The sequence below is a fragment of the Paraburkholderia sp. RAU6.4a genome, from assembly GCF_050435625.1.
In the GTDB taxonomy this organism is placed as follows: Bacteria; Pseudomonadota; Gammaproteobacteria; order Burkholderiales; family Burkholderiaceae; genus Paraburkholderia; species Paraburkholderia tuberum.
This window is the reverse complement of the sequence record NZ_JBNDKQ010000003.1, coordinates 993,445-1,019,606: the sequence shown is the minus strand read 5'-3', so window position 1 is coordinate 1,019,606 and position 26,162 is coordinate 993,445. Positions and strand designations below refer to the sequence as shown.

At 62.2% G+C, this 26,162-nt stretch carries 23 protein-coding genes and 1 pseudogene; 13 read left to right on the top strand and 11 right to left on the bottom strand.

The window, feature by feature from the left end; translation table 11 throughout:
- The first annotated feature begins 351 nt into the window (after positions 1 to 351).
- Entirely contained in the window at positions 352 to 2,568 is a 2,217-nt protein-coding gene (locus tag OKW40_RS29205) for a beta-glucosidase (RefSeq protein ID WP_429352949.1), read from the top strand.
- A 60-nt stretch (positions 2,569 to 2,628) separates the two neighbouring features.
- On the opposite strand, the gene OKW40_RS29200 is transcribed toward OKW40_RS29205, so the two are convergent.
- Entirely contained in the window at positions 2,629 to 4,095 is a 1,467-nt protein-coding gene (locus OKW40_RS29200) for an amidohydrolase family protein (protein WP_429493014.1), read from the bottom strand.
- Between the two features lie 508 nt (positions 4,096 to 4,603).
- On the opposite strand from OKW40_RS29200, the gene OKW40_RS29195 reads away from it, so the two are divergent.
- Positions 4,604 to 5,470: a MipA/OmpV family protein gene (locus OKW40_RS29195; RefSeq protein WP_429352950.1), complete on the top strand. Its 867-nt coding sequence runs from the start codon at positions 4,604 to 4,606 to the stop codon at positions 5,468 to 5,470.
- Between the two features lie 84 nt (positions 5,471 to 5,554).
- Here OKW40_RS29195 and OKW40_RS29190 read toward each other — a convergent pair whose 3' ends face one another.
- The 3 genes from OKW40_RS29190 to OKW40_RS29180 all read right to left on the bottom strand — a co-directional run bounded on the left by OKW40_RS29190 (position 5,555) and on the right by OKW40_RS29180 (position 7,964).
- Positions 5,555 to 6,094, bottom strand: a complete 540-nt coding sequence (locus tag OKW40_RS29190; RefSeq protein WP_429493013.1) for a thioredoxin family protein — start codon at positions 6,092 to 6,094, stop codon at positions 5,555 to 5,557.
- Position 6,095: 1 nt separating this feature from the next.
- Positions 6,096 to 6,812: a cytochrome c biogenesis CcdA family protein gene (locus OKW40_RS29185; protein ID WP_429493012.1), complete on the bottom strand. Its 717-nt coding sequence runs from the start codon at positions 6,810 to 6,812 to the stop codon at positions 6,096 to 6,098.
- A 180-nt stretch (positions 6,813 to 6,992) separates the two neighbouring features.
- Positions 6,993 to 7,964, bottom strand: coding sequence for a LysR family transcriptional regulator (locus tag OKW40_RS29180; protein WP_429493011.1), 972 nt, complete (start codon positions 7,962 to 7,964; stop codon positions 6,993 to 6,995).
- Positions 7,965 to 8,268: 304 nt separating this feature from the next.
- On the opposite strand from OKW40_RS29180, the gene OKW40_RS29175 reads away from it, so the two are divergent.
- The 3 genes from OKW40_RS29175 to OKW40_RS29165 all read left to right on the top strand — a co-directional run bounded on the left by OKW40_RS29175 (position 8,269) and on the right by OKW40_RS29165 (position 10,913).
- Positions 8,269 to 9,312 (top strand): alpha/beta fold hydrolase, encoded by a 1,044-nt coding sequence (locus tag OKW40_RS29175; protein WP_429493010.1) that lies wholly within the window; start codon positions 8,269 to 8,271, stop codon positions 9,310 to 9,312.
- Positions 9,313 to 9,688: 376 nt separating this feature from the next.
- Positions 9,689 to 10,036: a DUF4148 domain-containing protein gene (locus OKW40_RS29170; RefSeq protein ID WP_429493009.1), complete on the top strand. Its 348-nt coding sequence runs from the start codon at positions 9,689 to 9,691 to the stop codon at positions 10,034 to 10,036.
- A gap of 88 nt (positions 10,037 to 10,124) precedes the next feature.
- Entirely contained in the window at positions 10,125 to 10,913 is a 789-nt protein-coding gene (locus OKW40_RS29165) for an alpha/beta fold hydrolase (RefSeq protein ID WP_429493008.1), read from the top strand.
- 16 nt (positions 10,914 to 10,929) lie between these two features.
- Here OKW40_RS29165 and OKW40_RS29160 read toward each other — a convergent pair.
- Positions 10,930 to 11,007 (bottom strand): annotated as a pseudogene (locus OKW40_RS29160) (AsnC family transcriptional regulator); the annotation flags it as partial.
- A 470-nt stretch (positions 11,008 to 11,477) separates the two neighbouring features.
- Here OKW40_RS29160 and OKW40_RS29155 point away from each other — a divergent pair.
- The gene (locus tag OKW40_RS29155) at positions 11,478 to 11,666 is read left to right on the top strand and encodes a hypothetical protein (RefSeq protein WP_429404184.1); all 189 of its coding nucleotides are present in this window, start codon (positions 11,478 to 11,480) and stop codon (positions 11,664 to 11,666) included.
- A gap of 125 nt (positions 11,667 to 11,791) precedes the next feature.
- On the opposite strand, the gene OKW40_RS29150 is transcribed toward OKW40_RS29155, so the two are convergent.
- From OKW40_RS29150 to OKW40_RS29130, 5 genes are all read right to left on the bottom strand, one after another.
- Complete coding sequence (locus tag OKW40_RS29150) at positions 11,792 to 11,947, bottom strand: DUF3309 family protein (RefSeq protein WP_018423731.1); 156 nt, start codon at positions 11,945 to 11,947, stop codon at positions 11,792 to 11,794.
- 224 nt (positions 11,948 to 12,171) lie between these two features.
- On the bottom strand, positions 12,172 to 12,378 hold the full coding sequence (locus tag OKW40_RS29145) for a hypothetical protein (RefSeq protein WP_184072833.1): 207 nt from the start codon (positions 12,376 to 12,378) through the stop codon (positions 12,172 to 12,174).
- 346 nt (positions 12,379 to 12,724) lie between these two features.
- A complete protein-coding gene (locus tag OKW40_RS29140; RefSeq protein WP_184005151.1) occupies positions 12,725 to 12,943 on the bottom strand; it encodes a hypothetical protein in 219 nt (72 codons plus the stop codon).
- A gap of 195 nt (positions 12,944 to 13,138) precedes the next feature.
- Positions 13,139 to 13,441, bottom strand: coding sequence for a hypothetical protein (locus OKW40_RS29135; protein ID WP_429493007.1), 303 nt, complete (start codon positions 13,439 to 13,441; stop codon positions 13,139 to 13,141).
- Positions 13,442 to 13,532: 91 nt separating this feature from the next.
- Positions 13,533 to 13,799 (bottom strand): hypothetical protein, encoded by a 267-nt coding sequence (locus OKW40_RS29130; protein WP_429493006.1) that lies wholly within the window; start codon positions 13,797 to 13,799, stop codon positions 13,533 to 13,535.
- A gap of 424 nt (positions 13,800 to 14,223) precedes the next feature.
- Here OKW40_RS29130 and OKW40_RS29125 point away from each other — a divergent pair, with 424 nt between their 5' ends.
- The gene (locus OKW40_RS29125; RefSeq protein ID WP_429493005.1) at positions 14,224 to 16,314 is read left to right on the top strand and encodes a protein kinase domain-containing protein; all 2,091 of its coding nucleotides are present in this window, start codon (positions 14,224 to 14,226) and stop codon (positions 16,312 to 16,314) included.
- Between the two features lie 28 nt (positions 16,315 to 16,342).
- Here the strand turns inward: OKW40_RS29125 and OKW40_RS29120 are convergent, their stop codons facing one another.
- Positions 16,343 to 18,382, bottom strand: coding sequence for an SUMF1/EgtB/PvdO family nonheme iron enzyme (locus OKW40_RS29120; protein WP_429493004.1), 2,040 nt, complete (start codon positions 18,380 to 18,382; stop codon positions 16,343 to 16,345).
- A gap of 312 nt (positions 18,383 to 18,694) precedes the next feature.
- Between OKW40_RS29120 and OKW40_RS29115 the strand changes: the two genes are divergently transcribed.
- The 6 genes from OKW40_RS29115 to OKW40_RS29090 all read left to right on the top strand — a co-directional run bounded on the left by OKW40_RS29115 (position 18,695) and on the right by OKW40_RS29090 (position 26,142).
- The gene (locus tag OKW40_RS29115; RefSeq protein ID WP_429493003.1) at positions 18,695 to 19,198 is read left to right on the top strand and encodes a DUF4399 domain-containing protein; all 504 of its coding nucleotides are present in this window, start codon (positions 18,695 to 18,697) and stop codon (positions 19,196 to 19,198) included.
- A 46-nt stretch (positions 19,199 to 19,244) separates the two neighbouring features.
- A complete protein-coding gene (locus OKW40_RS29110) occupies positions 19,245 to 19,682 on the top strand; it encodes a DUF4399 domain-containing protein (RefSeq protein WP_429493002.1) in 438 nt (145 codons plus the stop codon).
- A 252-nt stretch (positions 19,683 to 19,934) separates the two neighbouring features.
- Positions 19,935 to 20,213, top strand: a complete 279-nt coding sequence (locus OKW40_RS29105; RefSeq protein WP_184061603.1) for a hypothetical protein — start codon at positions 19,935 to 19,937, stop codon at positions 20,211 to 20,213.
- 349 nt (positions 20,214 to 20,562) lie between these two features.
- Entirely contained in the window at positions 20,563 to 21,939 is a 1,377-nt protein-coding gene (locus OKW40_RS29100; protein WP_221309169.1) for an efflux transporter outer membrane subunit, read from the top strand.
- 239 nt (positions 21,940 to 22,178) lie between these two features.
- Positions 22,179 to 24,791 (top strand): FHA domain-containing protein, encoded by a 2,613-nt coding sequence (locus OKW40_RS29095; protein ID WP_429493001.1) that lies wholly within the window; start codon positions 22,179 to 22,181, stop codon positions 24,789 to 24,791.
- Positions 24,769 to 26,142: an HlyD family efflux transporter periplasmic adaptor subunit gene (locus OKW40_RS29090; protein ID WP_429352962.1), complete on the top strand. Its 1,374-nt coding sequence runs from the start codon at positions 24,769 to 24,771 to the stop codon at positions 26,140 to 26,142. The genes OKW40_RS29095 and OKW40_RS29090 overlap by 23 nt, the downstream gene beginning before the upstream one ends.
- Positions 26,143 to 26,162: the final 20 nt, after the last annotated feature.

Below are 26,162 nucleotides of genomic sequence, written 5' to 3'. Positions count from 1 at the left end.
TTTTGTTGTCAATGCGCAAATGCCCACTCACCAATTTGAATAAAAATCCGCACAACATTGCCGACTCTTTATTCGCTTTGATTCGCTAACTTTCAATTAGCCTGTGTCGGAAAAGCCTTACGCCCCATTACGCATAAAATTACACGTATTGGTATAAATACCGATGCTGTAGTCAGACTACATTCCTACATTACTCACCACGAAGAGTCGCTACAGCCCATCCAGTTGCGCCGATTCTTCTTCCCACAGGCAAACGTTTGCAGTCATCGCTGCATGCCTGTTTTCGCGTCCGTTTTCCATCCCCCGACGCGCTCCGTTGCCCCAGAAAAGCACAATTTCGGAGAGACACCTATGCAGAAGAAACTATGGCCGGCCGTCGCGATAGCGGCGGCCGTGAGCGCCGCTGCGCACGCGGAAACTCCCACTCCTGGTCTCGACTTCGCGCCCATGTCGACGGTGCTGAACGCGTTCGCGTCGGCCGCGGCGCATCGGCGCGCGGAAACGCTCGTCAACCAGATGACGATCGACGAAAAGCTGCAGTTCATTCACTCGCAGTACGCGATGTCCGCCGTGCCGGGCGGCGGCGCGGGCTACATTCAGGGCGTGCCGCGTCTCGGCATTCCCGACCTGAACATGGTCGACTCGGCCACGGGTTCGGGCAGCACCAACCAGCCATCGACGACCTTCCCGGCGACGCTCGCGGTAGCGGCGAGCTGGGACCGTGCGCTGTCGTGGAACTTCGGCAAGCAGATCGCGATCCAGTTGCGTCAACAGGGCTTCGGCATGGGGCTCGGCGGTGGCACCAACCTCGCGCGTGAGCCACGCGGTGGCCGGCTCTTCGAGTATCTCGGCGAAGATCCGGTGCTTGCCGGCGAGATGCTCGCCGAGCGCACCGACGGCACGCAAAGCCAGAAGGTCATCGCGACGATCAAGCACTACATGGGCAACGAGCAGGAACATAACCGCGGCGGCGGCAATAGCCAGATCGACGAGCGCACGATGCGCGAGCTCTATCTGCTGCCGTTCGAAATCGCCGCGCGCCGCGCGCAGCCCGGCAGCGTGATGTGCAGCTACAACGAGGTCAACGGCATCCAGGCCTGCGAGAACCCGCACATTCTCAACGACGTGCTGAAGAACGACTGGCACTTCGAAGGTCAGGTGCAGTCGGACTGGGGCGCGACGCATAGCACGGCACCGGCGATCAATGCGGGTCTCGACGAGGAGGAAGACGTCGGTTCGACCGTCTATCTGACGCCCACGCTGGTCAAACAGGCGATCGCGAACGGCTCGGTGTCGACCGCGCGCCTCGACGACATGGTCGAGCGCAAGCTGTATGTGATGATCCGCACGGGCGTGATGGACGATCCGCCGAAGGGTGGCGCGACCATCGACTTCTCGGCCGCGAGAGCCTTCACGCAGTCGGTCGAAGAGCAGTCGATGGTACTGCTGAAGAACGCCAGCAATCAGTTGCCGCTTGCCGCTGGTTCGCTGTCGCGTATCGCGGTGATCGGCGGCCATGCCGACGCGGCGGTGCTGACGGGCGGCGGTTCAGGCAACACGCGCGATCCGGTGACGGGCGCGTTCGCCGGTTGCGGCGGCTTGACGTTCGGCACGGAGACGGGCTGCAGCTGGTGGACCAACCCGTGGCTGAAATTGAATACGCCGATCGTGTCGGCGATCAAGGCGCTCGCGCCGCAGGCCACCGTGACCTTCGCCGGCAACAGCGATCAGCAGTCGCCGTTTGCCGCCTACACGCAGCAGCAGATCACCCAGGCGGCCACGCTGGCGGCCAACTCCGACGTCGCGATCGTCGTGGTCGCGCAGCCGGCCGGTGAGGATATCGGCGATCTGCCGAGCCTGGGCCTCGCGAATCCGACCAACCAGGATGCACTCGTCGAAGCGGTTGCGGCGGCCAATCCGCACACGATCGTCGTCGTCGAAAGCGGCAACCCGGTGCTGATGCCGTGGAAGGATAGCGTGTCGGCGATCATCGAAGCATGGTATCCGGGCGAAGGCGGCGGCAATGCGATTGCGAACGTGCTGTTCGGCAAGGTCAATCCTTCCGGCAAGCTGCCCGTCACGTTCCCGGTGCGCGACCAGGATACGCCGACGTGGGGCACGAATGGCGCGTTCGCGGCGAACCCGGTGTACGCCGAGAAGCTCGATATGGGCTATCGCTGGTACGACTCGCAGAACATCACGCCGATGTTCGAGTTTGGCTATGGCCTGTCGTACACGCACTTCGCCTACTCGGGTCTGTCGGTTCAGCATCTGCCGGGCGGCCTGATCGACGTGTCGTTCGACGTGCGTAACGATGGTCGCGTCGCCGGTGCGGAAGTGCCGCAGGTGTACCTCGGCGTGCCGTATCAGGGTGAACCGCCGCGGCGTCTCGTCGGCTGGGACAAGGTGGGTCTGAACCCGGGCGAATCGCGTCGTGTGCACGTTGTCGTGACGCAGCGCATGCAGAGCGTGTGGGATACGACGAGCAACCGTTGGCTCTATGTGCCGGGCAGCTCGGTGTACGTCGGCGCATCGTCGCGCGACATCCGTCTGCAGGGGCACGGCTAAATAGTGTGACGGTGTAGCGAATGCGGGCGCGCCAGGTTGCGCGCCCGCCTGTATTGTTGATTACGCTATCAGCGTGTTCTTGTAGAACTTTCCATCCTTCATCACGATGCGCAGGTTCTGCTCCGGGTTCGCGATCAGGTCGAGATTCTCGAGCGGATTGCCGTCGACGAGCAGCAGATCGGCGTACGCACCTTCCTCGAGTACACCGAGCTTGCGCGGGTACGGATTGCGGTGCCCGGACAGCGCGAGTAGCTGGCCATTGGTGCCCGTTGCGATGCCCAATGCTTCGGCTGCGCTATACCACGCCTTCATATGCGTGAGCATCGTGCCTTGCCGTGCGGCCACGGCCTGCGAAAAGATCAGGTCTGTGCCGAACGCGACCTTGATGCCATGCTTGCGCGCGAGCTTGAAAACCCTGTCGGTGCCCGCGATCACCTGAAGAAATTTTTCGCGGATCGGTGGGGCGAGCGGACCCGCGTCGTCTTCGTTGACGAACGGCTGCGTGCTCAACCACGTGCCGTTCTTCGCCATCAACGCCGCAGTCCTGTCGTCCATCAGATGACCGTGCTCGATGCACTGCACGCCTGCCGCAACGGAGCGCTGAACCGCTTCGGACGTGTACGCATGCGAGAGGATATAGGTGCCCCAGTCGGCTGCTGTTTCGACGGCCGCGCGCAACTGCCTTTCGGTAAACGTGAGCATGTCGAGAGGGCTGCGCGGCGTCGATACCCCACCGGCTCCGACCAGCTTGATCTGCGTCGCGCCCTGAATGAACTGCTCGCGCACCCGCAAGCGGACTTCGTCTTCGCTGTCGGCGATCGCGAAGCCACCGTCCCGTTCCAGTTGGGTGACCTGGTTGCCGGCGCGCGGCAGATCGCTCAGCGCACGAAAATCGCCGTGACCGCCGGTGGTCGTGATCATCGCGCCGGACGGATAGATTCGCGGCCCGGAAATCATGCCGCTATCGATTGCCTGCTTCAGCGCGAATGACGGGCCGCCCGCGTCGCGTATCGTTGTGAAGCCGCGCAGTAGCGTACGTTCGGCTTCAGCGCTTGCCGCAAGATGGACGAAAGCAATGTCGGATTGAAGGATGACCTGAATCGGCACTGCCGCGAGCAGCGCGTGCCAGTGCATGTCGATCATGCCGGGCATCATCACCTTGCCACCGCAATCGACGAGCGTTTTGCCGTCGATCGAAGCCGGTTGACCCCGACCCAACTGGCTGATGCTGTCACCCTCGACAACCATATAGAGGCCGTCACGCAACGTCGACGATTTGCCGTCGAACAAGCGGAAGTTCGTGAACAGCACCGGCTTGTCCGGCGGTGCTGGCGGTTGGGTGGTTTGAGCATTGCCAAGACCGGGCAGAACCAGGCTCAGCATCGAAGCGGCGAGACCGGTGACGAAGCCGCGCCGCGACAGATCGGCACTGATACGGCGGTTGGCATACTGCGCTTGAGACTTGTCACAAAGACACGAAAACGACGAACTGACTGTTTTATCGCCGATGTACTTTCCTGAAGGCATAGCTCACCCGTAACGTAGATCACCGTGCATCGAAAGCCGCCATCTGACTACATTTCACACCTGGCGACGCGAAAGTCAAGCCCGCACAGATTATCGCCTACGAACGAGGATGGCAAATTCCGCGTCGCTTGATACAAGCATTGAAATTGCATCTATTACTCGATTACGCGGCTGCAGCATGTAAATAGAAAAATATGCTTGCGACGGGCGAAAAGAACGGGCTATGCTCACGCCACGTATTCTGTAAGTGAATCCCCCGAAATAAGGCGCGATTCCCTACCCCGCTTGGGGGGAGATGCGCCAAACAAACGTCCCAATAAAGCGGATGCATCGGCTATTACAAACGTATTTTCTATCATCGCGATTATCGAGCGAGGCGATCGGTCATTCTTTTAACGCCGCTGCAATTAGAAACTCAACTATTTCACAATTTCGCCGCCACTCCATGAATGCCGGGATCGGAAAAGTCGCATTCAGTCTTTTTTAATTTTTTCACGGAGAAACAGAAATGATCGATGTGTCAAAGCCGCGTATGCTCAAGGTGCTGGCGGGGGCTGGCTTGTCGCTGTTTGCCGTCACCGCGATGGCCGACGATACGCTCGGTTTGTCGGAAAGCCTGTTCTCCATCGGCGCGCCGGAAGTGACGCAGGCGCCTGGCGCGGGCGCGAGCCCGTGGCGCTTTGCGGTTGGCGCAGGGGTCGTGAACATGCCGAAATTTCCGGGCGCGAGTGGCACGAAATGGGAGGCGGTGCCGTCGGTGAGCGTGAATTACGACCGCTTCTTTATCGGCGCGAATCCAGACGCGGGCTCGGTGCTATCGCTGGGCGCATATCTGTATCGTGATAGTAACTGGCGCGTCGGCGCGGCGGTGACCTACGATTTCATCGAACCGCGCAGCGAGTCCGACGACTCGCGGCTGCACGGACTCGGCGACGTCAAACGCACCGCGCACGCGGAGCTGTTCGGTGTTTATACGTGGGAGTTCGTCACGGCGCGCGCGAGCGTTTTGACCGATATTGCCGGCAACGATCGCGGCACCGTCGCGACTTTCGATCTGTTGGGACGCTATCAACCCATTGCGCAACTGACGCTCAGCGCAGGCCCGGGCCTGACGTGGGGAAGCGACAAGTACAACGAAACCTATTTTGGCGTGAATTCCGAGCAGAGCGCGCGCTCGGGATTGCCGACCTACTCGGCCAGCTCCGGTTTGAACCAGTTGCGCTTCTCAGTCAACGGGGTTTATCGGATCGCAACGCGTTGGAACGTTGGCGCGAGCGTGTCGTTCGCGTGGCTGCGCGGCGACGCGACCGACAGCCCCATCACCGAAAAGACGAGTCAGATTACGTACGGCCTTTTCGCCAATTACCTCTTTTAGTCGTCCGCCAAAAACGAAAGCCCGCTGCACCCGATCGCGTGGGTGCAGCGGGCTTTCCCGTTCTACGAGTCAGCAAGCGCTTCGTCAATTCTTCTGCGCGAGCAGCGCCTGAATCCTGGCTTCGGTCTGCGCATAGGCGCCTTCTCCAAAGTGCGTGTAGACGATATGACCTTGCTTGTCGATCAGATAGAACGCGGGCCAGTACTGATTGTTATAGGCATTCCAGGTCGCGTACTGGTTGTCCTGCGCAACCGGATAGCTGATACCGAGCCGTTTCAGCGCGGTCTTCACGTTGCCGGTGTCGCGTTCGAACGGATATTCCGGCGTATGCACGCCGATCACCGTGAGCCCCTGATCCTTGTACTTCTGGTTCCAGCTTTTTACGTAAGGCAGCGTGTTGGCGCAATTGATGCAGCTATAGGTCCAGAAGTCGACGAGTACCACTTTGCCGCGCAATTGCTGCAATTTGAGCGGCTCGCTATTGAGCCATTGCGTGATGCCTGTGAGCTCGGGTGCGGGCGAGCCGCTTTCCTGCGGCGCGGCGATGGCGACCGTACTCGTCGCGATCAACGCGCAGGCGGCAAACGCGGTGGACAGTGCGAAGGTTTTCAAGCGGGTAGTCATGTCAAAGTCCTTTGAGTGAGGGGAAAAGACCGGCGAGCCGTGCGTACAGCAGCACGTCGTACTGCAAATAGATGGCGAGGGCGGTCAGCATCACCAGTACGCCGAATACCTGTTGCAGGCGCTCCGCGTGACGTGAGACCACACGTACATGACGCGTCACGTAATGGCCGCCGTAGATGATCGCGAGCATCGGAATCGCCGCGCCGATCGCATACAGCGTGAGCAGCAGAGCCGACCAACCGAGATCCTGAGCCTTCACGACGAGCACCAGAATCGACGCGAGCACGGGGCCGGCGCAGGGCGTCCATACCGCGCCGAGCGACATGCCGAGCACGAAGCCGCCCGCGTTGCCGCTGCCGGGTTGCGTAGCTGGCGCAATGGCCGCGCCGATGCGCTCGAGCGGCCCTTGCAGTTGCGCGACGAGCCAGTCGTAAGGTCGCGGCCAGATACGCAGAAGCCCGGACAGTGCGAGCAACGCGATGCCGGTATTGCGCAGTACCTGTTGCGCGACGTGCACGGTGCTCGACTCCGCGCCCAATAGCAGCGCGAAAGACGCGAAAGTCAGAATGAAGCCGGCGACGATGAACAGTGGCCGCGTGCGGCTCGGTCGTTCGACGGAAGTGCCGAGCAGGATCGGCATCACCGGCAGCACGCAGGGAGAGGCAATCGTCAGCAGCCCGGCGAGCAGGGCGAGCGGAGTTTCGAGAGTACTGTGCATGATGGGCGTTCCGTTGGCTGGGATGGCCGTATTGGAACGCCCGCACGTATCTGGTTTATGTCGGGGACCGGGCGCGCTTGCAATGTAGTGTGTCTGCGTATGGCGCGGATACATTGCGACACAAATCGGTTGAGCAACCGATGCGCGCGGGGGGCGAGGCGGCGGTAGCCGAACGCTGGATCAGCGCGCCCTGCGCTTACGCACCGCGGTTCCGGTCGCGGCTGCGACGTTATTTGCGCTGGACGTGGAGAACATCGGCATACGCTCCTCGATCCAGCGCAGCAATTCGAGAGGTCCCGGTGCGAGCGGCCGGCCGGTCTTGACGAGCACACGCGCCTGCGCGCCGGAAAACAGCGGATGCGCGATCGGTATCGTCGTCAATTCGCCGCTCGCGATTTCGCGGTAGGCAGCGAATTCGCCGATCAGCGTCATGAAGTTGTCGACCGTGACGAAGCGCTTCAATGCGCTCAGTGAGTTGGTGGTCAGCGTCGCGGGAATCGACACGTTTTCGGCGAGTTCCGTCATCTTGACGACATGACCGATCCCAAAGGTCGGTGGCATCAACGCGAGCGGCCACGCGCGCAGGTCGTCGAGCGTCGCGGGTCGCTTGCGCTTCGCGAGCGGATGGTCGCTTCTTAGCAACAACACGACCGGCTGCGGCGAACTCGCGCGATGCTCGAGGCGCGCATGAGGCGGCGGATTGTACGCAAGCCCGATATGCGCACGACTTTCGGCGACTTCTTCCTGGATCGCGTCGACCGCGAGCATATCGAGGCCGATTTCGAGTTCTGGATATTGGACGCAGAATGGCGCGAGCACATCGTCGACCAGCGTATCGACGAAGCCTTCGCTGACCGCGAGCCGGATCTGCCCTCGCTGCAGGCCTTTCAACGCATGCAATTGATCTTCGAGCTTCTCCTGCTGCGAACGGTAGCCGCGCCAGAATTCGAGCAGATGCGTGGCCGCTTCGGTCGGCCTGACTCCGCGCGGCTGCCGCTCGAACAGCACCGCGCCGAGTTCGTCCTCGAGCAGCTTGATCTGCCGCGTGATCACGGAGGGCGACGTATTGATGCTTTCGGCGGCGCCGCGGATGGTGCCGTGCGTGAGCACCTCGTTGAAGTAGCGAAGGCGTTGCTGGTTGATCTCGCGCATGTGATTTGTCGATTGCGGTTAATGTGTTGCCCACAAGGCAACGATTTGTGAACTTAGTTGCTCTTGCTGATGAAGACTTGCGCTGTCACTATCCATCTCAAGCGTCGCGACCGCGGTAAGCCAGTGGTTCAGTCGTCAAGGCATCTCCGGTTTCAGATTCGCTCTACCCGTCTCGTTCGATTCGTTTCAGATTGCCATTGAAGTCCGCTTTGCCTGCACGGCGCTCGCATGCGGCTGTGCGATATCACCCGCGAGCGGACCCGATCAATTCCATATCAAAGCCTTTGCTTGAAGGAGAACAGCCATGTCGGATCAGATCAATAGTCGCCGCCGCCGCTTTCTCGGAACGGCGGTTGCCGGTATCAGCCTGCTCGAATTGGGACTGAGCGGGCTCGCGCATGCGCAATCGGCCGACGCGGCCGGCAATGCGAAAGCGGGCGCGCGCGTGGCGTCGTTCGAGAACATTCGCTCGATCAATGCGGGCACGCTGAACGTCAGCTACGCGGAAGCGGGGCCGCAGAACGGATCGGTGGTCATTCTGCTGCATGGCTGGCCTTACGACATCTACAGCTTCGCCGAAGTGACGCCGTTGCTGACGGCGGCCGGTTATCGCGTGATCGTGCCTTACCTGCGCGGCTACGGCGGCACGCGTTTTCTGTCGGCGGATACGCCGCGCAACGGTCAACAGGCGGTGGTCGCGGTCGACATCATCAACCTGATGGACGCGCTGAAAATCGACAAGGCCGTGCTCGGCGGCTTCGACTGGGGCGCGCGCACGGTGAACATCGTCGCCGCGCTGTGGCCGCAACGCGTGAAGGCGATGGTGTCGGTGAGCGGCTATCTGATCGGCAGCCAGGACGCGAACCGCGCGCCGTTGCCGCCGAAGGCCGAGCTGGCGTGGTGGTATCAGTTCTATTTCGCCACGGAGCGCGGCCGCGCGGGCTATGAAGCGAACCGTCATGACTTCAACAAGCTGATCTGGCATACCGCCTCGCCGAAATGGAATTTCGACGACGCCACGTTCGAGCGCTCCGCCGAATCGTTCAATAACCCGGACCATGTTGCCGTGGTGATTCACAACTATCGCTGGCGTCTGGGACTCGCGCAGGGCGAGCCGCAATACGACGAACTCGAAAAGCGCCTCGCCTCCGGACCGACGATCGCGGTGCCGACCATCACACTCGAAGGCGATGCGAACGGCGCCGCGCATCCCGAGCCCGCAGCATACGCGAAGAAGTTTACCGGCAAGTATCAGCACCGCAATATCAGCGGCGGCATCGGCCATAACCTGCCGCAGGAAGCGCCGAAAGCCTTTGCGGATGCGATTCTCGACGTCACCCGCCTTTGATGGAGCCGGCGCGCGCCGGCTTCTTCTGAACGGAACCCCAGCAGTCGAACGTACGGCTGCTGGGGTTTTTTCATGAGCGGGCCATTTGCAACCCACCTGCAAACCGCACGACGCATGCGACGCCGCCCCTGCACGGCATGTTCGGAAGTCGGTTTTTGTATCGCAATGTATCAACGGCATACGCAGACAAACACGCTTGCAGAAATGGGGGGTGACGAAAACACTGCAGATACGTTGGAGCGTTCTAATGTCTTCACGCAAGGTTGATTCACAACGTTGCGTGTGAATCAGGCGGGACGTCACAGTGTATCTGCGTCGATGGCTTCGCGTCCCGCTCAATCCTTATCCCTGATGGTTCGATACCCGGAGAAGACTCATGAAACTCGTTCAATCGCTGATCGTCGCCGCACTCGTCGCCGTTCCCGTCGTTTCGTTCGCGCAATCGCAGCCGCAACAGGCACTCACGCGTTCCGAAGTCCGCGCGGAACTGCTCCAGTTGGAAAAGGCCGGCTACAACCCGGCCAGCGACAACACGCAATACCCGCAGAACATCGAAGCGGCCGAGGCGCGCATCAGCGCGGGCCATGACGCGGCCACCTACGGTGGCGTCGCGAACGGCAGTTCCGCTTCGGGCTCGCACGTGCCGATGAAGCATGCGGCGGCGGATCGCGTGTACGACGGCTCCCACGTCGTCGGCCTCGGTTCCATCTACGCGCATTCGTGATCGATGCAAATGAGCAGGCCGTCCGCGTGCATCGGCTCACGTCGACGCGCGGACTCCTTGTTTAACTCAACCTGTCGAGACAAAAACGATGACCACGCTGCTGAAAAAAATTCTGGGTTCCGTTCTGTTGCTGGGCGGACTGTTCGCGTTGCAGGCCACGGAGTCCGCGCAGGCCGCGCCGTCCGATGACCTGAAGGGCAAGAACGTCGTTCTCGTACACGGCGCTTTCGCTGACGGGTCCAGCTGGGACAAAGTGATCCCATTGCTCGAAGCGCGCGGCCTGCACGTGGTGGCCGTGCAGAATCCGCTGAGCTCGCTCGCCGACGACGTGGCGGCAACCCGGCGCGTGATCGCGCAGCAGAACGGGCCTGTGATTCTGGCCGGCCATTCATGGGGCGGCGTGGTGGTCAGCGAGGCCGGCAACGACGACAAGGTGAAGAGCCTCGTGTACGTCGCGGCATTTGCGCCGGACAACAGTCAGTCCATTGCCGACATCACGAAGGACCAACCCGCGCCAGTCTGGGCGAGCGAATTGCGCAAGGACTCGGCGGGTTATCTGACGCTATCGACCCAGGCGGTGCTGGACGACTTCGCGCAGGATCTGCCGCTGCCGCAGAAGCGCCTGATCGCGGCGACCCAGCAGCCTTGGGCCGCTGGCTGTATCGACGACAAGGTGACGAACGCCGCGTGGCATGGCAAGCCGTCGTACTTCGTGGTGTCGGGCCGCGACCGCATGATCGATCCGTCCTTGCAACTGGAGATGGCGAAACACATCGACGCGAAGATCACGCGCGTCGCCACCAGCCACGTCGCGATGCTGAGCCAGCCGCAGGCCGTGGCCGACGCGATCATCGCCGCCTCGCGGGCCGCGCATTGAAGCGCACGCAGTCTTATCAGATTGCGATTGACGGAATGCTCGTCATGCAGCGCAGCGCGAACATCGAGCGGCTATGGCGAATGCCTGCGATCTTGTTTTTGCTGATCGAGCAATGCGACATAGCCGCGGAAATACCCTTCGTTTTCGAGGCTTCAGACAATGGAGATACGGCACGTTTGCGGTTTCACCGGTTCTGTCCCATCAGTACCTCGTCGAATGAAGCGCCTTGGTCGGCCAATCATCAGTACCTTTTGCTGGGCAGTACTTTTGCGCTGATATTCGCGTTGGGCGTGGCATCGGCGGCAATCTTCCCGCACCGTCTGCGTACGGGTTCTACAGCGGCCGACGCGGCTGCGCATCGTGAACCGTCTGAGGGGGGAGCTTGCTGGTAGGGATGGGCACGCTGATGGCGGCGGTACGCTGACCATGAAACGATCCGCATACCGCCGCCGCGGGAACAACGTCATCCTTATCGTCTGTACCGCGCGATATCAATGGAAAATGAGGTACAGGATGATCAGTACGATCACTGGAACGCCGAGCAGCCAGCCAAGTAGGTAAGGCATGATGTCATCTCCTTTCGTATTGGAGTTCGAATACGCAGGAGTTTCAGCAGGCAGCGTGCCTGGCTCGAAGATGTCGATCTATTCGAGCAATCGAACGACGGCAACGCCGATGGTCCGCGTATCGGGCTTTAGCCATATCGATGCCATAGCCGATTCCGAACTCGCGCCGGTAATCGGCGCGACCTGATTGGCCAGTAACTTTTCCATCGAGTGCTTCGGCAACCACGAAAAAGCGAAGCCGCCACCTGTCGGCACGCGACATCGCGCGGATAGACGGCGGCCCGCCTCATGTTCCAGTCCACTACGCGTGGTCTATATCACACCGGCAACCAGCAGAACGATCACCACGATCAGTACGATGCCGAGTCCACCGGTCGGACCGTAGCCCCACGATCGGCTGTGTGGCCACGCTGGAAATGCGCCGATCAGCAGCAGAATCAGCACGATTAGAAGAATGGTTCCTAGCATGTTATGACCTCCGCCTGGTTGAGAGACCTGCTTTATCTACGTTGGCCACAAGGCCGCAGGGTAATCCCCAGGCAGCAAACCTTGTGCCCAAGGTCGATCCTTTAATCAGATCACCGGGGCGGCGCGCGGCGCGTGCGGAGATTCTCGAGCCAATTGAAACGGCACCCGTCGCGCTCAAAAGCTGAGCCGGGTGCCGTTTTCCAATTGCGGACACGTCGCCCGTCCTATAGATAGGTTCCGCTGATGCGGCCTTCGAAGATCGCGGTGTTGATGTCCCAATCGTCGACGGTACCCGTGCCGCCACCGTCCACCTTGACGACTACCGAGCGGCCGCCGCGCAGCGTCTTCATCTGTTCGGCGCTCAGCGTTTTCTCGTCGGATGGCTCGCCCGCGCCGGGCGGCAGGTCTTTGATGATCACAGTGGCTTTCATGGCATTTCTCCTTGACGTGGAAAGGCGAGCACAGTGCGGCGCCCGCATCGATTTCTGCAAGGCCTATGCCAATGTGAGGGAACGTGCGCCGCAACATGGAGCGGGGGCCGCGATGCGAAGCCTGGCAAGGATCCGCGCGATAGCCGCGTTGAATCGCACTGAACACGATCGCGATTGCGCGTCGATGTGTTTGCGCGCGTCCCACGAGTCACGAGCGAATGGTTGGGGCGCAGCGCAGCGTCGCGCGTGGCGAACTCAGGCGTCCAACACTCAATCGCAAGCGCAAACAGAAACGGCACGCGCCATATGCGCGTGCCGTGATGGTGAAACGCCCCGGCGAGGAATGCTAGCGGCGCTGGCGTCTACGCGGCGAGGCTGCTTCCGCGATACGCAGATGCGCGGCCGGAAAGCCCGGCGGGTACTCGACGACGCGCATCGCGGCCGGCACCAGCGGCGCGGCGAGACTCGAGCGCGCGCCGACACGGGCGCCGCCGACGATCGCGGCCATCGCCTCGCGGTCCAGTTCGACGCTTTCGGTCAGATCCTTGATGCTCAGCTTGGCCATGATGGCTCCAGAAAGACGCTCCGGCGGCCAGACCCGTTCGGGTGCCGGCCGCCGTGCTCGGAATGTGTTCGGCGTGTCATTCGTTGTATTGAGGTCTCAACGCACTATCAGTATAGGAAATCCATTCGCGACGCGCATGGCCGTGGTGTTGCCGCGGCAGTGAAGGAACCCCCAGTCCCCCGCTGCTGCCCCGGCTTACACGGCGGAGTAATTGGCGCCCGACAGGATAGGGTCGACTTTCAGCTTCAGCGGCAGCACGACGCCTGGGCCGATCGAACCGATGTCATTGAGCGCTGCGACGTTGACGATTTGCTTCTGATCCAGATTCTGAGTGACGTTGACGTTGACGTTGACGTTGGCGATGCCGGCAAGGCTGCCGAGACCACCAAGGCCCGAGGGCATGGGCACGTTGCTGCCGGTGCCGCCGGCGATCCCGGACATGGCCCGGCGGTCGAGTTCGCGCGTGCCGGACAGATCGCGAATCATGAGGGATGACATGGCGTTTCTCCAAAGACGTACGGAAAGCGGACATGAATGGCTCGCGGCGAAGCGGCCCGCGGCTGCGGGCGCCTCGCCGCACCACGCACTATTAGTGGTTGCTGTTGCTCGAATCGATATACGGCGAGAAGTCCGACGTGATGCCGCTGGCGAGCGCAACATCGTTGCCGTTGGCGTTCTGGAAGTTCAGTTCGTTACTGATCTGTTGCGTGGTGGTGGTGTTCTTGACGCTGGTCGGTGCATAGACCGGGGCGAAGCTGTAGTACTTGCTCGGGCCGAAGCCGCCGCGTACGGCTTGCATGGCTTTGCTGTCGAGTTGTTCGGTGACGGACAGGTCTTTGATCATCAGCGTTTTCATGGTGAGTCTCCTGAAAGAAGTTTTCGCAGTGTTGCGAGTGGTTTCGAGCAATTCGTTTGCTCGGACATCACTAACGCACGGGCTGTGCCAGTATTAATCAAGGATCCTGAGGAAATCGGCGAAGCCCTGTCGTATAAGGGTTTTGCGCGTGGAGGGACCACCGTGCCGGTCAGCTCGAAACACGCTGACGCGCTCGGAGCGGTGGCCGCGGTCCGACATCGCGGCGGACCCTGTTGGATGGCGCACGACATTGCGCGAGCCAGCACGCGGCGCGGCGCGCGGCTCATGCCTGGTTTGCGAAAGCGCGGACCGGGAGCTAGTATCGAAACGGCACATGTAACTGGATACGACAGGTTTTCTATCGACCCGCGTGGCGTCGGTCGCATGCGACACGGTCCAGCGGCAACGGTGGTGCTTCGCACAAATGGCTAGCCTTGCGCGTGTGATTCTCGACTTCCAGAGCGGCGAGCTGTCGCGAGACGAGTTCGTCGCGCAGCTCGACAGCGCGTTGGCGACCGAGCAACTCGGTCCGACGCGGCTGCTGGAGATGCTGTACGCCGCGCATCATCGGTCGCCGTTGCCCGACGATCTCTACCTGGAAGTGCGGCGGCGCATCGAGCTGCTGCGCGTGTCGAACGTCGCGGCGGGTGGCGAGGAAACCGGCATCCAGACCACGGTCGATCTACCGTCGCTGCGTTCGTCGAGCGCAGGCAGTGCGGGCGCCGCGAGTACTGCCGGCAGCGCCGCGCACGAGACCATCAAAGGCATCGGCGATACGCTGAACAACCGCTTCGTGCTCGAGGAGTGCCTCGGCGTGGGCGGCATGGGCACCGTGTACAAGGCGCTCGATCTGCGCAAGCTCGAAGCGTCGGATCGCAAGCCCTATCTCGCGATCAAGGTGCTGAACGTCCAGTTTCGCGGCAATCCGAATTCGCTGGTCGCGCTGCAGCGCGAGGCGCGCAAGGCGCAGGTACTCGCGCATCGCAACATCATCACCGTCTACGACTTCGACCGCGACGGGCCGATCGTCTATCTGACGATGGAGTACCTGAGCGGCAAACCCTTGAGCCAGCTGCTGCGCACGCCGGGCTATCAGGGCATGCCGGTGCGGGCCGCGCTGCCGATCGTGCGCGGCATGTGCGCGGCGCTCGCGTACGCGCATGAGCGCGGCTTCGTCCATTGCGATTTCAAACCCGCGAACGTGTTTTTGACCACGAATGCCGAAGTGAAAGTGATCGACTTCGGCATCGCGCGCGTATTCCAGCGGCCTGAAGAGGAGAGCGACGCGACAGTGTTCGATCCCGGCAGTCTGGGCGCGTTGACGCCGGCCTATGCGAGCCCGGAGATGATCGAGCATCGCGAGCCGGACCCGCGCGACGATATCTACGCGCTTGGCTGCATCACGTACGAGCTGTTGACGGGACATCATCCGTTCGATCGCCTGTCGGCCACGCAGGCGCGCAATGCCGATTTCAAGCCGCAGCGTCCGGCGAATCTCGATGCGCGACAGTGGCGCGCGTTGCGTGCCGCGTTGTCGTTCGATCGCAATACGCGGATACCGAGCGTCGTGCGCTTTATCGCCGAGTTCGACAATGAAGCGCGCGCGGAGAAGTCAGGGACGCTCGCGTGGGTCGGGCTCGCTGGCCTCGCCGTCGTGTGCGCGGTCACGGTGGGCGTGTTCGCTTTTCGCTCGGGGTCCAGCCGGCAGCAAGCCGCGCAAACCGAGGCGGCGCGATCACAGGGCGATCAGGTCGATCGGGCGGCTGGGGCGTCCGCTGTCGCGCCTGCAACGAATGTCGCGCAGACAACGCCGGCGCCTGCGCCGAAGCCCGCGTTGACGCTCGCCGCGATCACGCCCACGCTTGCCCAGGTGCCGTGTTCAGCTTTATCGGGCGCGGTGCAGGACCACGCACTGACGGTACGCGGTTTCCTGTCGCAGCGATACGGTGCCGCGCATCTGAAGGAGACGTTGGCGGCGCTGCCTGGCGTCGATACCGTTTCGCTAGACGTGCGGCCGCTCGCCGACGATAAATGCGACTTCGTCAAAACGCTCGCGCCGTTCCTGGTGCGTAACTGGCAGGCGGGGCGCGTGGCGTCGCTGCAGATGCGTCCGCCAAGCGGTTTTCTGACCGAGAACGACTCGCTGGTGGTGGACCTGAAAGCGCCGCCGTTCGATTCCTTTGCGACCGTCGACTACTACCAGCTAGACGGCCACGTCGTGCACATGGTGCCCAGTCGTCTGTGGCCGGACAATCAGATGCAGGCGAACGGCGGTCCGTACACGATCGGCAGCAACGCGGGCGATTGGACCGTATCGAAGCCGTTCGGCTCGGAAATGGTGGTGCTGGTGGTGACGCCGGTGCCGCTGTTCGACAAGCTGCGCCCGGAAAGCGAAGCGCGCGCCGATTATCTGCGCGCGCTCGAGACCCGGCTCAAGCAGATTGGCGGTCAATACGGGCAGGATCGCCTGTTGGCGGACTTCGCCCCGATTACGACCAAACCCGCGACGCGATGATCCGTCAGGGAGCCAATCGACACGGCTTTTAGTGCAGATCCTTGACGACGCGAAAACCGTTCTGCGATTGGCGCACGCCCGCGCTGTATTTGAAGCGCGTCGCGCTGAGCATGTAGTCGCCGCCTTCGCGCCATGAGCCGCCGCGAATCGCGCGCATCTCGCAGCCGGGCGAGTCCCACGCGTGGCCATCGACGGGCGCGCCCTGATAGGTGTTGTGCCAGCAGTCGGCGGTCCACTCCCAGACGCCGCCGTTCATGTCGTACAGACCCAGCGGATTCGCGGCGAACGTGCCGACGTTTTCCGGGCCTTCCTTGTGCCACGGGTCGCCGCAGTCCTTGCAATTGGCGTTGCCCTTGCGCATCTGCTCGCCCCACCAGTACGGGGTCGTGGTGCCGGCGCGGTCCGCGTATTCCCATTCGGCTTCGGTCGGCAGACGGTACGGTTTGCCGGTCGTTTTGGCGAGCCACTTGACGTACTGCTGCGCGTCGTCCCAACTGAGATCACGCGCGGGTGCGGTCTTGATGCTATTGCTCTCTGGCGTCAGCTTCTGGCAGGCGCCGGCGGCGACGCACGCATTCCATTGCTCGACCGTCACGGGGAATTTACCGATCGCGAAGGGCGCGCCAATGCTCACGTGATGCACGGGCTTTTCCGACGGATCGTCGGTATTGCTGCCCATTGCGAACGAGCCGGCGGGTACCGTGATCATGACCGGACAGGCCGCGCAGTCGCGGATTTCACCGGCCGTCGGTGGATGGGCGACGGTCTTTTCGGCGAATGGCGCCGCGGCGGCCGTGGCGGGCGGCGTTGGCGATGGCGCGGCAGCGGGGCGCGGCGGCGGCGGCGCGGCTGCGCTGGCTTGCGTCGCGGGATGCGTGACGTGGGCAGGCGGTGTGGGTGGCGCGACGTGACCGCTCTGCGTCGCGGGCGCGGCTGGCGGTGCAGCCGGCGCGGCGCTCACCGCGGGAGCCGATGCCGCCGCGCGCAATCGATCGATACGCGCATGCGCGAGTGTGGCGAAGCGGCCATTCGGATAGGCCTTCAGATAAGCCTCGTAATCGGCTGGGTAGTTGCTGTCCTTGATCGACTCCCAGAACGTGATTTCGTATTGTTCGCCGCTTTCCTTGGGCATGATGCCGCGACTGCGCGGCGTGATGGCGCGACGCTCCGACGTATTCGACGACTCGATAGCGCTTTCGCCACTTGTGGGAATGGATGACCGCGCGACAGAGAGCCATGGTTGCTGCGTTCCGCGTGTAGCGGCGCGTACTTCGGCGCCGACCTGTCGGAACAGCGCGGCGAGCGATCGAGACGATGCGTCGGCGTCGTTGAGCGCTTGCAGCAAGGCATCGGTATAGACGCCATGCCGCGGACCGTCCGCCGCGAAACCGCCCGGTGCGGTTGCATAGGCAATCACGGTGTTGGCAGCGATCCTCGGTTTATCGATCGCAACCGCGGCGGGGGCAAATGGATTGTCGAGGCACGTATCGAGAATCACGAGATTGAGCCGGCCGGCACGGGCGGATTGCATCGCACGCAAAACGGTATTCAGATCGACGCCGTTATTCAGTAGCGACACCGGCGCGCGGATATCGCCTCGCGCATCGAGTCCCGCCGGCAAAAGCAGCGTTTGTGCGCCTACCTGCATGCCGTGTCCGGCGAAATAGAACAGTCCGATATCGCCTGTTCGCAATCGTCGTTGAAATTCGTCGATGGCCGCGCGCATTTGCGGCGGCGTAGCATTCGTGCGCGTGATGACTTCGAAGCCACGCGTACGGAGCGCAGCGCCGAGCGATTCGGCGTCGCGCGGCGCGTTGGCGCGGATCGGGTTAGTGGCGTCACCGTACTCGCCATTTCCGATCACGAGCGCGACACGCCGCGAATGCGTGTCGTCGCGTGACGAAGCAAAGGGTGAAAGGAGCAAAGCGGTGTCCGCCGGCCGCGCCGGATGACTCGCTACCCAAGCCGGGCTCGGCTCGATGCTTTCACGTTGCGTCGCGGCAGCGGCACCGTCCCACTGCGCCTGGATTGCCCCAACCATGCACACCAGCAGGAATCGTCGCCACATCTTTATATCCCGTTTGTACCGGACAGAGTTCAGGCATTCGTGCACCAGGCTCGCGCTGCCCGCGCTCTTTATTAACGATAGCACGCGCTTTGCGTCACAACTGTCCGGGAGTCCTTAACGCGTCATACGGTTAACGAGCATTGCGTATCTTTTTGGCAAGATACGTCCTAAGCTGATTCACAAAGTCACGTCACACGGTCGTTTTAACTAGGTGGCTGCCTGCCGGATTCAACCCGCGACGTGCCGCTCGAACACCCGGAAGGTCATCGATAGCCGGGCCCCAGCCATGACTCCTGTTCGGGAGAGTGCGCTATGCGAAGAACCCGTGTTTCCTTTCTTTTCGGCAGTCGTGATCCGGCGCAAGCGCGTCGCGGCGGATTACGCGCGGCGGTGTACGCGACGCTCGTCGCGGTCTACCTTGGTATCGGCACTGGCGGCGTTGCGCGCGCCGAGCGGACACCGTCTCCGCCGGGGGCCGAGGAGTACATCATCTGGCCGTCGGATGGCGCGGTGATTCACGGCGGCAAGCTGTGGGTGCGCATGGGGCTGCGCAATATGGGCGTGTGTCCGAAGGGCGTCGCGTTTCCGAATACCGGCCACCATCATCTTCTGATCGACACGGATTTGCCCGCGCTCGATCAGGAGATTCCATCGGATCGCCAGCACCTGCATTTCGGCGCGGGCGAAACCGACGCGCGCATCGAGTTGCCGCCCGGCAAGCACACGCTGCAGCTGATTCTCGGCGACCATAATCACGTGCCGCACGTGCCGCCCGTGTATTCGAAGAAGATCACCATCACCGTGCTAAAGAACTAACGCGGTCCGTTCGTTCGAACTGGTCAAGCCGGAACGGAGAGTCCTGATGAAGAAGATCATTGCGGCCGCGGCATTCGTCGCAGCGGCGCTGACGGTATCGACCGCGCCGCAGGGCGCGTGGGCAGCGACGCCGTCGCCGCCCGGCGCCTACGCGTATATCGGCTATCCGAACGATGGCCAGGTGGTGCCCGCCAATAAACCGTTTCGCGTGTGGTTCGGTCTGCGTTTCATGGGGGTCGCCCCGAAAGGCGTGAAGTACCCGAACACCGGCCACCATCATCTTCTGATCGATACCGATCTGCCGCCGATGGATCAGGAGATACCCTCGGATCGCCATCATCTGCATTTCGGCGCGGGCGAAACGGAAACGATGATTTCATTGCCACCAGGCAGGCATACGCTGCAGTTGTTGATGGGCGACGACATGCATATGCCGCACAACCCGCCGGTGTATTCGAAGAAGATCACGGTGATCGCGCGCTGACTGTTATCACGCAGCCAACAATGTCGCGCGCGCTGTTGGCTGCGATCCACCATTCACTGGTCTCGCTCTGCCGCTCGTCAGCGTCGGGACAGCGGGTGCGAACTTCCAGGCCTTTGCTATAAGGCGTTCAGGACGCGAATGACGAAAGCAAGGCACTCCTGGCATAGCCCATGCGTCAGTAGCGCCCGAGCAGACAAGTTGCTCGAATCCCGACGCTCGATGATGCGCTTTCCCACTCCCAGGAGATTTGCCATGAACACGCTGATGATCAAGGACCTGTCCAACACCGAACAACTCGACAGCAAGGCGATGAGCGCCGTGCGCGGTGGCAACGGCTACTATTCGATGCCGTCGTACCTCAGCTATGCGCCCGTCTATGCGCCGACCAGCATCAAGAACGTCTCCACGACGCAGATGATCAACACGGAAATGAACATCCAGAGCGCTAACGGCAACGACTCGGCGCTAGTCAGCGGTACGGCCACCTACATCCAACCGACCATTTACTCGAGCAACGTCAACAACGGGTAGTGAGCGGCGCACGCGCGGCCCGGGCGGCCGCGTGTGCGTGCCCCAACAGGCGCATCGCTCAAAAAGACCGCTAATCCAATCGTCCTTTCCACGCATCCTTCGCGTATCCGCCGCTCCCCGCATCGACTTTTCCGCCGCTTCATTGCCGAAGCCGCGCGGAAGCGGCTCGGGCTGAAAAACCGGGCATCTCGCGCGAAACAGGCGGGTGCAACTGGAGACCACCGTGTCAGCACTGCCGGAATCATCGTTCGATTCGTCGTGTGATTCGCTGGACCTTCAGCGGGTTCCTGCTGAAGCCAGGACGCCTCGCCGCATAGCCCGTGTACTGCGCGGGATCTGCGCGGCAACGATGTGCGCTTTGGCAGTGAGCGCGTGCGTCGACGTCAGCATGCCGGCTTATCAACGCCCGGACACGCCGGCCAAGACATCGTGGTCGGATCGCAATGGCGCGCCGGTATCGGCCGCGGAGACGATCGAGCGCGACTGGTGGAAGGGCTTCCAGGACCCGTACCTCGATACGCTGATCGACAAGGCGATCGACGGCAACTTCGATATCCGGGTGCTGGCCGCGCGTATCGAAGTCGCGCACACGCAGATCAGCGAGACAGGCGCGGCCGCATTGCCGACGGCGGACCTCGGTGCCGGCGCCGACTACACGAAGACGACTGGCCAGCCTTTGACGAAGACGTACAACCTCGCGCTGCAGGTGAACTGGGACATCGACATCTGGGGCAAGGTCGAAAAAGGCGTGCAGGCGCAAAAGGCCGAATTCCACGCGAGCGAGGCGGATTGGCGCGCGGGGTATCTCGAACTCGTCGCGAATGTGGCCAGTACCTATTTCCAGATCCTGCAATTCGACGACCAGATCGCACAGCAGCAAAAGACCATCGCCACGAACAAGCAAATCCTGGCGATCTACGAAGGCCAGGCGCGCAATGGGCTCGTGCCGCAAACGCAGGTGTTGCGCCAGCAGGCGGAGATCAACCGGCTCACCAACGATCTCTATGATCTGCGCCGATCGCGGGCGGTCTCCGACAACGCGCTATGCACGTTGCTCGGCGTGCCGGCCGGCGAATTCCATGTGCCGCAGGGCCATTTACAGGAGCGCGTGAAATTGCCGGGCGTGCCCGATGGTTTGCCCGCGCAATTGCTGTCGCGCCGCCCCGACGTGGTGGCGGCCGAATTCAGGGTGCTCGAGGCCTATGACCTCGTCGGTCAGTCGAAGCTCGCGCAATTGCCGAGCATCGGCCTCACCGCGCAAGGCGGCACGGCAAGTTACGCGCTTAACCAGCTGCTGAAGTCGTTCACGTTCGGCCTGATGCCGAGCATCAATTTTCCGCTGTTCGATCCGGGCGTGCGCGCACATGTGAAGGTGACCGAGGCGCAATCGAAAGTCGCCGAGCAGCAATATCGCGTGGCCGTGATGGGCGCATTCGAGGAAGTGGAGAACGCGCTCGTCAATCTGAGTGCCCATAAGGCGCAGCATGCGGAATTGCTGCAGCAGGTGTCGCGCCTGCAGATCGTCGCTGATCAGATCCAGTCGCAACTGCGCCTTGGCGTCGTGTCGCAGCTCGAAGTATTCGAAGACGAGCGGACCTTGCTGGAGGCGCAACAGGCGTTGCTGGAAAACCACCAATTGATTCTGTCCGACACGGTAACGCTTTATAAGGCGCTCGGCGGCGGATGGCCCGGTGTCGACGTGCAAGCGCAGGTCAAAGAGAAGTAACGAAACATTGAGCTAATCCACGAGTTGGCGTACCGCGCGGGTATTTCGTCGGCTGACGGCTTATCCGCGGTCTTCTCATCCGGCGATATCCAAATTGACACTCTCGATGCGTGACTTACAATCCTTTAGGGGTCAGCGTTTGCGTGGCTCTTCACGACAATATCGTTGCGCCGTTGTTCTTCGTCCAGTTCGCCCCGCGTTCCCGCCGCGGCAGGTAAACGCTTAGCGATCCAGATAAAATGGCCACCGGCGAAGCTCCGATTGCTGAAATGCGCGTGACAGTGGACGCTGCCTTCGACGTGGTGTTGTCACCGGTTGCCTGCGCGCAGCGCCCCGCGCTCGACGCCATTCGCATCGTCGACAACCTGTTCGCCATCGGCCGCAGCGAAGCGCCGTTCAGCGACTATCCCGCACCATGGACCGCCGCTCTCTCGCGCCGACATGCGCGCGTTTTCATCGAGCATGGCGCGATTTATGTTGCCGATCTCGGCAGCAAGAACGGCACGACGGTCAACGGCATCGCGGTGCGACAAACCCCCGCGCGTGTACGCGCCGGCGATGAACTCTGCTTTGGCGGTGAACTGCGCTATCGCGTCGGCATCGAGCCGCGCGCGCGCGTCGTCACGGGTGGAAGCGCTTCTCCCCTCATTCATCTATTGCTGGTGCCGCAGCGCGATGACCTGGGTCTGCAACCGGTCGACGTGCTGGCTTTTCCATTTCTGATCAGCAAAACGGACGAGGTTTTCTCGCGCTACAAAGACCGTTATCCGCACCAGGTCAATTACATTTCCCGGCGCCATGCGCACCTGTTTCTGAAGGGCGGCGAGCTGTATGTCGAGGATCTCGGCAGCACCAACGGCACGTTCGTGAATGGACAGCGGATCGGCGAATCGGCGCTTGCACTGGCGGAGGGCGACGTCGTTGCATTTGGCGGCGACCACTTCGTCTACAGGGTGTCGCTACAGGACTCCGCCGACGTCGAACCCACCGTGACCCAGCTCTCTCTTCAGCCCGCTGTCGACAGTGCCGCCGATGCCGACAAGACGACCTTCGTCGGCGCTGCGCATTCGTTTCTCGACATCTTTTGCGTCGATCCGGCGCTGCGACGCGAAGACGAAGTGAATGAAGCGGCGCAGCCGGGCTCCGCGCGCGCGAAGCGTGACGGAGTAGGGACGGCAAATGGCGCGCAGGGCGCCAAAGGTGCGCAGGCGGGGCATCCCGCCGATACGAGAGACGGCGCGAACGAAAGAAGCGGCAAAGCTAACAGCGCGGCAAGAGGTAAGCCGCGTCGCTGGAAGATGGTCGCCGGCGAACTCCACAAGGCGTTAGCGGACGGCGAGCGCACCAATGTGCGGCGCGCGGCGGCATGGGGCGCAGCGGCTATCGCGATCGTGGTTGCGCTTGGCGTGGGCCTTTATCTGCACGGTTCATCGGAACGGGAGTTGAAGAGCCTGCTCGCGAGCGGTGATTACTCGAGCGCCCTCACGATGGCGCGCGGCTATCTGGCCACGCATCCGGCGGACACGAAAATCAGCGCGCTCGCGAGCGAGGCGTTGTTGAAAGCGAACTTGCCGGGCTGGATCGAAGCCGTGCAAAAAGCGCAGTTCGACCAGGCCGACACGCTGCTGAAGAACATGAGGGCGTTGAGCGGAAATGACGCCGATGCCGCGTCGCTGGTCGGCGAATTGCAATGGGTCGGCGATCTCGAACGCTTCGTCGCGGCGCGTGGCGGCGTCGACGCGCCGATCCGCATGTATACGGACGAAGCGACGATCAACGGTCTGCTGCACCGCTGGGACGACGACGCGGCGAGTCACCAGCGCGCGCTCGATCGGATTGCGAGTTACGTGCCGGTCTTCGCGGAGCCCTACGCCCACACGCTCAGCCATCTGCGCAAGCTCGAAAGCGACGATTCGGTGTACGTCGCCGCGATCGATCGGCTCAATGGTGTAATTCATACCGAACTTTCGCGCGACAAACCCGACGCGCTGCCGCCGGTACTCGACGATTACGCGCAGCGTTATCCGCGGCTCGCGGGGCTCGATAGAGTGCGCGACGATTTGCGCCAATACACCGGGTTGCTGAATGCCGCGTTGAGCCGTCAATTGACGTCATTGCTGGCGATGATGAAAACGGTGCGCTTCAGCACGCCGCCTTTTCAGGCGCAATTCCAGCAGCTTGCGGCGACGCGCTTGCCGTCGGCGGACATCGTTCAACGGCAGGACGCGGTCGATGCCGCGTGGCAGCGCGGCGACGCGCAGCAGGCGCTGAATGATTTGCAGTCGATGCCGGCGAGCCCGTGGTCCGATGTGCTCGCGGCCGAAGCGACGCACAAGCAGGCGTTGTCCGATCAATACAACGATCTGCGGAAAACGCGTGACGGGAAAGATTACGACCAGCGTCTGCTGTCGTTCTACGCGAGCCTCGATCCGCGGATAGACGCATGGTTCGTGCAGGCGATCCAGAAAGACGTGGCCGCATTGCATGACAAAGCACTCGCGCATGCGCAAGATCTGCTGGTGCGCGCGCAAAGCCTGTGGAAAGAGTACCGCGCGAACGGCCCGATCGGCGGCACGCAGCGGCTCGAAGCCGGCATCTCGCCGGGCTTTCGCAACGAGGCGCGTCTGCTGAACGAGGCGCAGACGGCGGCACGCCAGGGCATGCGCATCTATACGCAGCTGAAGGCCGATCATCCCGCCGACTTCGATCGCCTGCTCGCGGATATCGAAGCCGAAGCGAGTTTGCAGCGCCGCTCGTTGACCGAGTTGCGCATGGTGCTGGACCCTGGGCTGCTGAAAGCGAAGCTCGCGTTGATTGGAGGCGATCAGAGTGAAACGCGATCCTCACCCTAGACCGTTGTCGGAGGCGCTCGAAGATCATAGCGTCGAAGGCATTGCGATTCTGACGTCCGAGCCGGTGCGGCTTGCGCGCGCGCTGATCTGGGCGATGGTCGCGCTCGTCGTGTCGGGTTTGCTGTGGTCGTTCGTCGGCCGCGCGGATGTGATCGTCAGCGCGCCCGGCACGTTGGCGCCGGAGTCGGAGGTGCGGCGCATCTATACGCCGATCGACGGCGAACTCGCGGATCTGTATATCGCCGAGGGGCAGCCGGTGTCGAAAGGCGACGTGCTCGCGCGGCTCAATGCGCGCGGCGCGATCGAGGCAGCGAGCAACGCGTTACAGGCACAAGTGAAGCTCGAAGACGCCGAACGCGAATGGAAGCAGTTCCCGGAGAAGAAGGCGTTGATGGAACGCAAGGCCACGTCGTTGAAGGCGCAACTCGAAGTCGAGGAGCGCTTGCACGAGAATCGCGTTTCAGAAGGCACGACGAAGCTTGCCGAAGGGCAGAAGGCCGAACTCGACGAAGCGCGCAGCTCGCTCGACAACGCGCGCCGCACGCGCGAAGCGGCGAATCAGGAACTCGATCGCTATTCGCGGCTGTTCGCGCAGCCGGGCGGCGGTGGCATTGCCGAATTACAGGTCGAGCAGAAACGCACGGCCGCGCTCGAAGCGGATAACGCTTACCGTGTCGCGCAGTCGAAGCTGGCCGAGCTCGACTTTCGTCTGAGCCATGAATACGCGCAGGCCAATGCGCAACTCGCGACGAGCGGCCAGCAAAGCACCGATCTGCAGCTGCAATACGATCAGGCGGTGCGCGACATCACCGATGCGGAAGACAAACTGCGCGTGCAACTGCAAAGCGCGCGCCTCGAAGCCGATGCCGCCGCGCGGGTGCGTTTCGAGAACATCGATAAAGACAATTTTTTGCTGATTCTCGCGCCGGTTTCAGGCGTGATCACCGACGTCACGTCGACGCAGCGCGGCGACAAGATTCAGGCGAACGCACCGCTCGGCGGCATTGCGCCAAAAGACGCGCGGCCCGTGCTGAAGATCGAAATCTCCGAACACGACCGCGCCTTTCTGCACGTCGGCCTGCCTGTCAAATTGAAGTTCAACGCGTTTCCTTACCAGCGCTACGGGTTGATCAGCGGCACGCTCGCCTATATCTCGCCGGCCACGAAGCCATCCGCGCAGGACAAGCAACCGGTCTACGAAGGCCGTGTCACGCTGGACAAGGACTACTACCAGGTGGCCGGCACGCGTTATCCGCTGCGTTACGGCATGACCGCCAATGCGGAAATCGTCGTGCGCGAGCGGCGCCTGATCGACCTCGGTCTCGATCCGTTCAGAGAGGTGGCGGGTTGAGCGCGCGAATCAAAACATCC

Bases quoted from the DNA above. Each gene is read 5' to 3' on its own strand.
- OKW40_RS29205 (WP_429352949.1), top strand. From the start codon at position 352: ATGCAGAAGAAACTATGGCCGGCCGTCGCGATAGCGGCGGCCGTGAGC.
- OKW40_RS29200 (WP_429493014.1), bottom strand. From the start codon at position 4,095: ATGCCTTCAGGAAAGTACATCGGCGATAAAACAGTCAGTTCGTCGTTT.
- OKW40_RS29195 (WP_429352950.1), top strand. From the start codon at position 4,604: ATGATCGATGTGTCAAAGCCGCGTATGCTCAAGGTGCTGGCGGGGGCT.
- OKW40_RS29190 (WP_429493013.1), bottom strand. From the start codon at position 6,094: ATGACTACCCGCTTGAAAACCTTCGCACTGTCCACCGCGTTTGCCGCC.
- OKW40_RS29185 (WP_429493012.1), bottom strand. From the start codon at position 6,812: ATGCACAGTACTCTCGAAACTCCGCTCGCCCTGCTCGCCGGGCTGCTG.
- OKW40_RS29180 (WP_429493011.1), bottom strand. From the start codon at position 7,964: ATGCGCGAGATCAACCAGCAACGCCTTCGCTACTTCAACGAGGTGCTC.
- OKW40_RS29175 (WP_429493010.1), top strand. From the start codon at position 8,269: ATGTCGGATCAGATCAATAGTCGCCGCCGCCGCTTTCTCGGAACGGCG.
- OKW40_RS29170 (WP_429493009.1), top strand. From the start codon at position 9,689: ATGAAACTCGTTCAATCGCTGATCGTCGCCGCACTCGTCGCCGTTCCC.
- OKW40_RS29165 (WP_429493008.1), top strand. From the start codon at position 10,125: ATGACCACGCTGCTGAAAAAAATTCTGGGTTCCGTTCTGTTGCTGGGC.
- OKW40_RS29155 (WP_429404184.1), top strand. From the start codon at position 11,478: ATGATGTCATCTCCTTTCGTATTGGAGTTCGAATACGCAGGAGTTTCA.
- OKW40_RS29150 (WP_018423731.1), bottom strand. From the start codon at position 11,947: ATGCTAGGAACCATTCTTCTAATCGTGCTGATTCTGCTGCTGATCGGC.
- OKW40_RS29145 (WP_184072833.1), bottom strand. From the start codon at position 12,378: ATGAAAGCCACTGTGATCATCAAAGACCTGCCGCCCGGCGCGGGCGAG.
- OKW40_RS29140 (WP_184005151.1), bottom strand. From the start codon at position 12,943: ATGGCCAAGCTGAGCATCAAGGATCTGACCGAAAGCGTCGAACTGGAC.
- OKW40_RS29135 (WP_429493007.1), bottom strand. From the start codon at position 13,441: ATGTCATCCCTCATGATTCGCGATCTGTCCGGCACGCGCGAACTCGAC.
- OKW40_RS29130 (WP_429493006.1), bottom strand. From the start codon at position 13,799: ATGAAAACGCTGATGATCAAAGACCTGTCCGTCACCGAACAACTCGAC.
- OKW40_RS29125 (WP_429493005.1), top strand. From the start codon at position 14,224: ATGGCTAGCCTTGCGCGTGTGATTCTCGACTTCCAGAGCGGCGAGCTG.
- OKW40_RS29120 (WP_429493004.1), bottom strand. From the start codon at position 18,382: ATGTGGCGACGATTCCTGCTGGTGTGCATGGTTGGGGCAATCCAGGCG.
- OKW40_RS29115 (WP_429493003.1), top strand. From the start codon at position 18,695: ATGCGAAGAACCCGTGTTTCCTTTCTTTTCGGCAGTCGTGATCCGGCG.
- OKW40_RS29110 (WP_429493002.1), top strand. From the start codon at position 19,245: ATGAAGAAGATCATTGCGGCCGCGGCATTCGTCGCAGCGGCGCTGACG.
- OKW40_RS29105 (WP_184061603.1), top strand. From the start codon at position 19,935: ATGAACACGCTGATGATCAAGGACCTGTCCAACACCGAACAACTCGAC.
- OKW40_RS29100 (WP_221309169.1), top strand. From the start codon at position 20,563: ATGTGCGCTTTGGCAGTGAGCGCGTGCGTCGACGTCAGCATGCCGGCT.
- OKW40_RS29095 (WP_429493001.1), top strand. From the start codon at position 22,179: ATGGCCACCGGCGAAGCTCCGATTGCTGAAATGCGCGTGACAGTGGAC.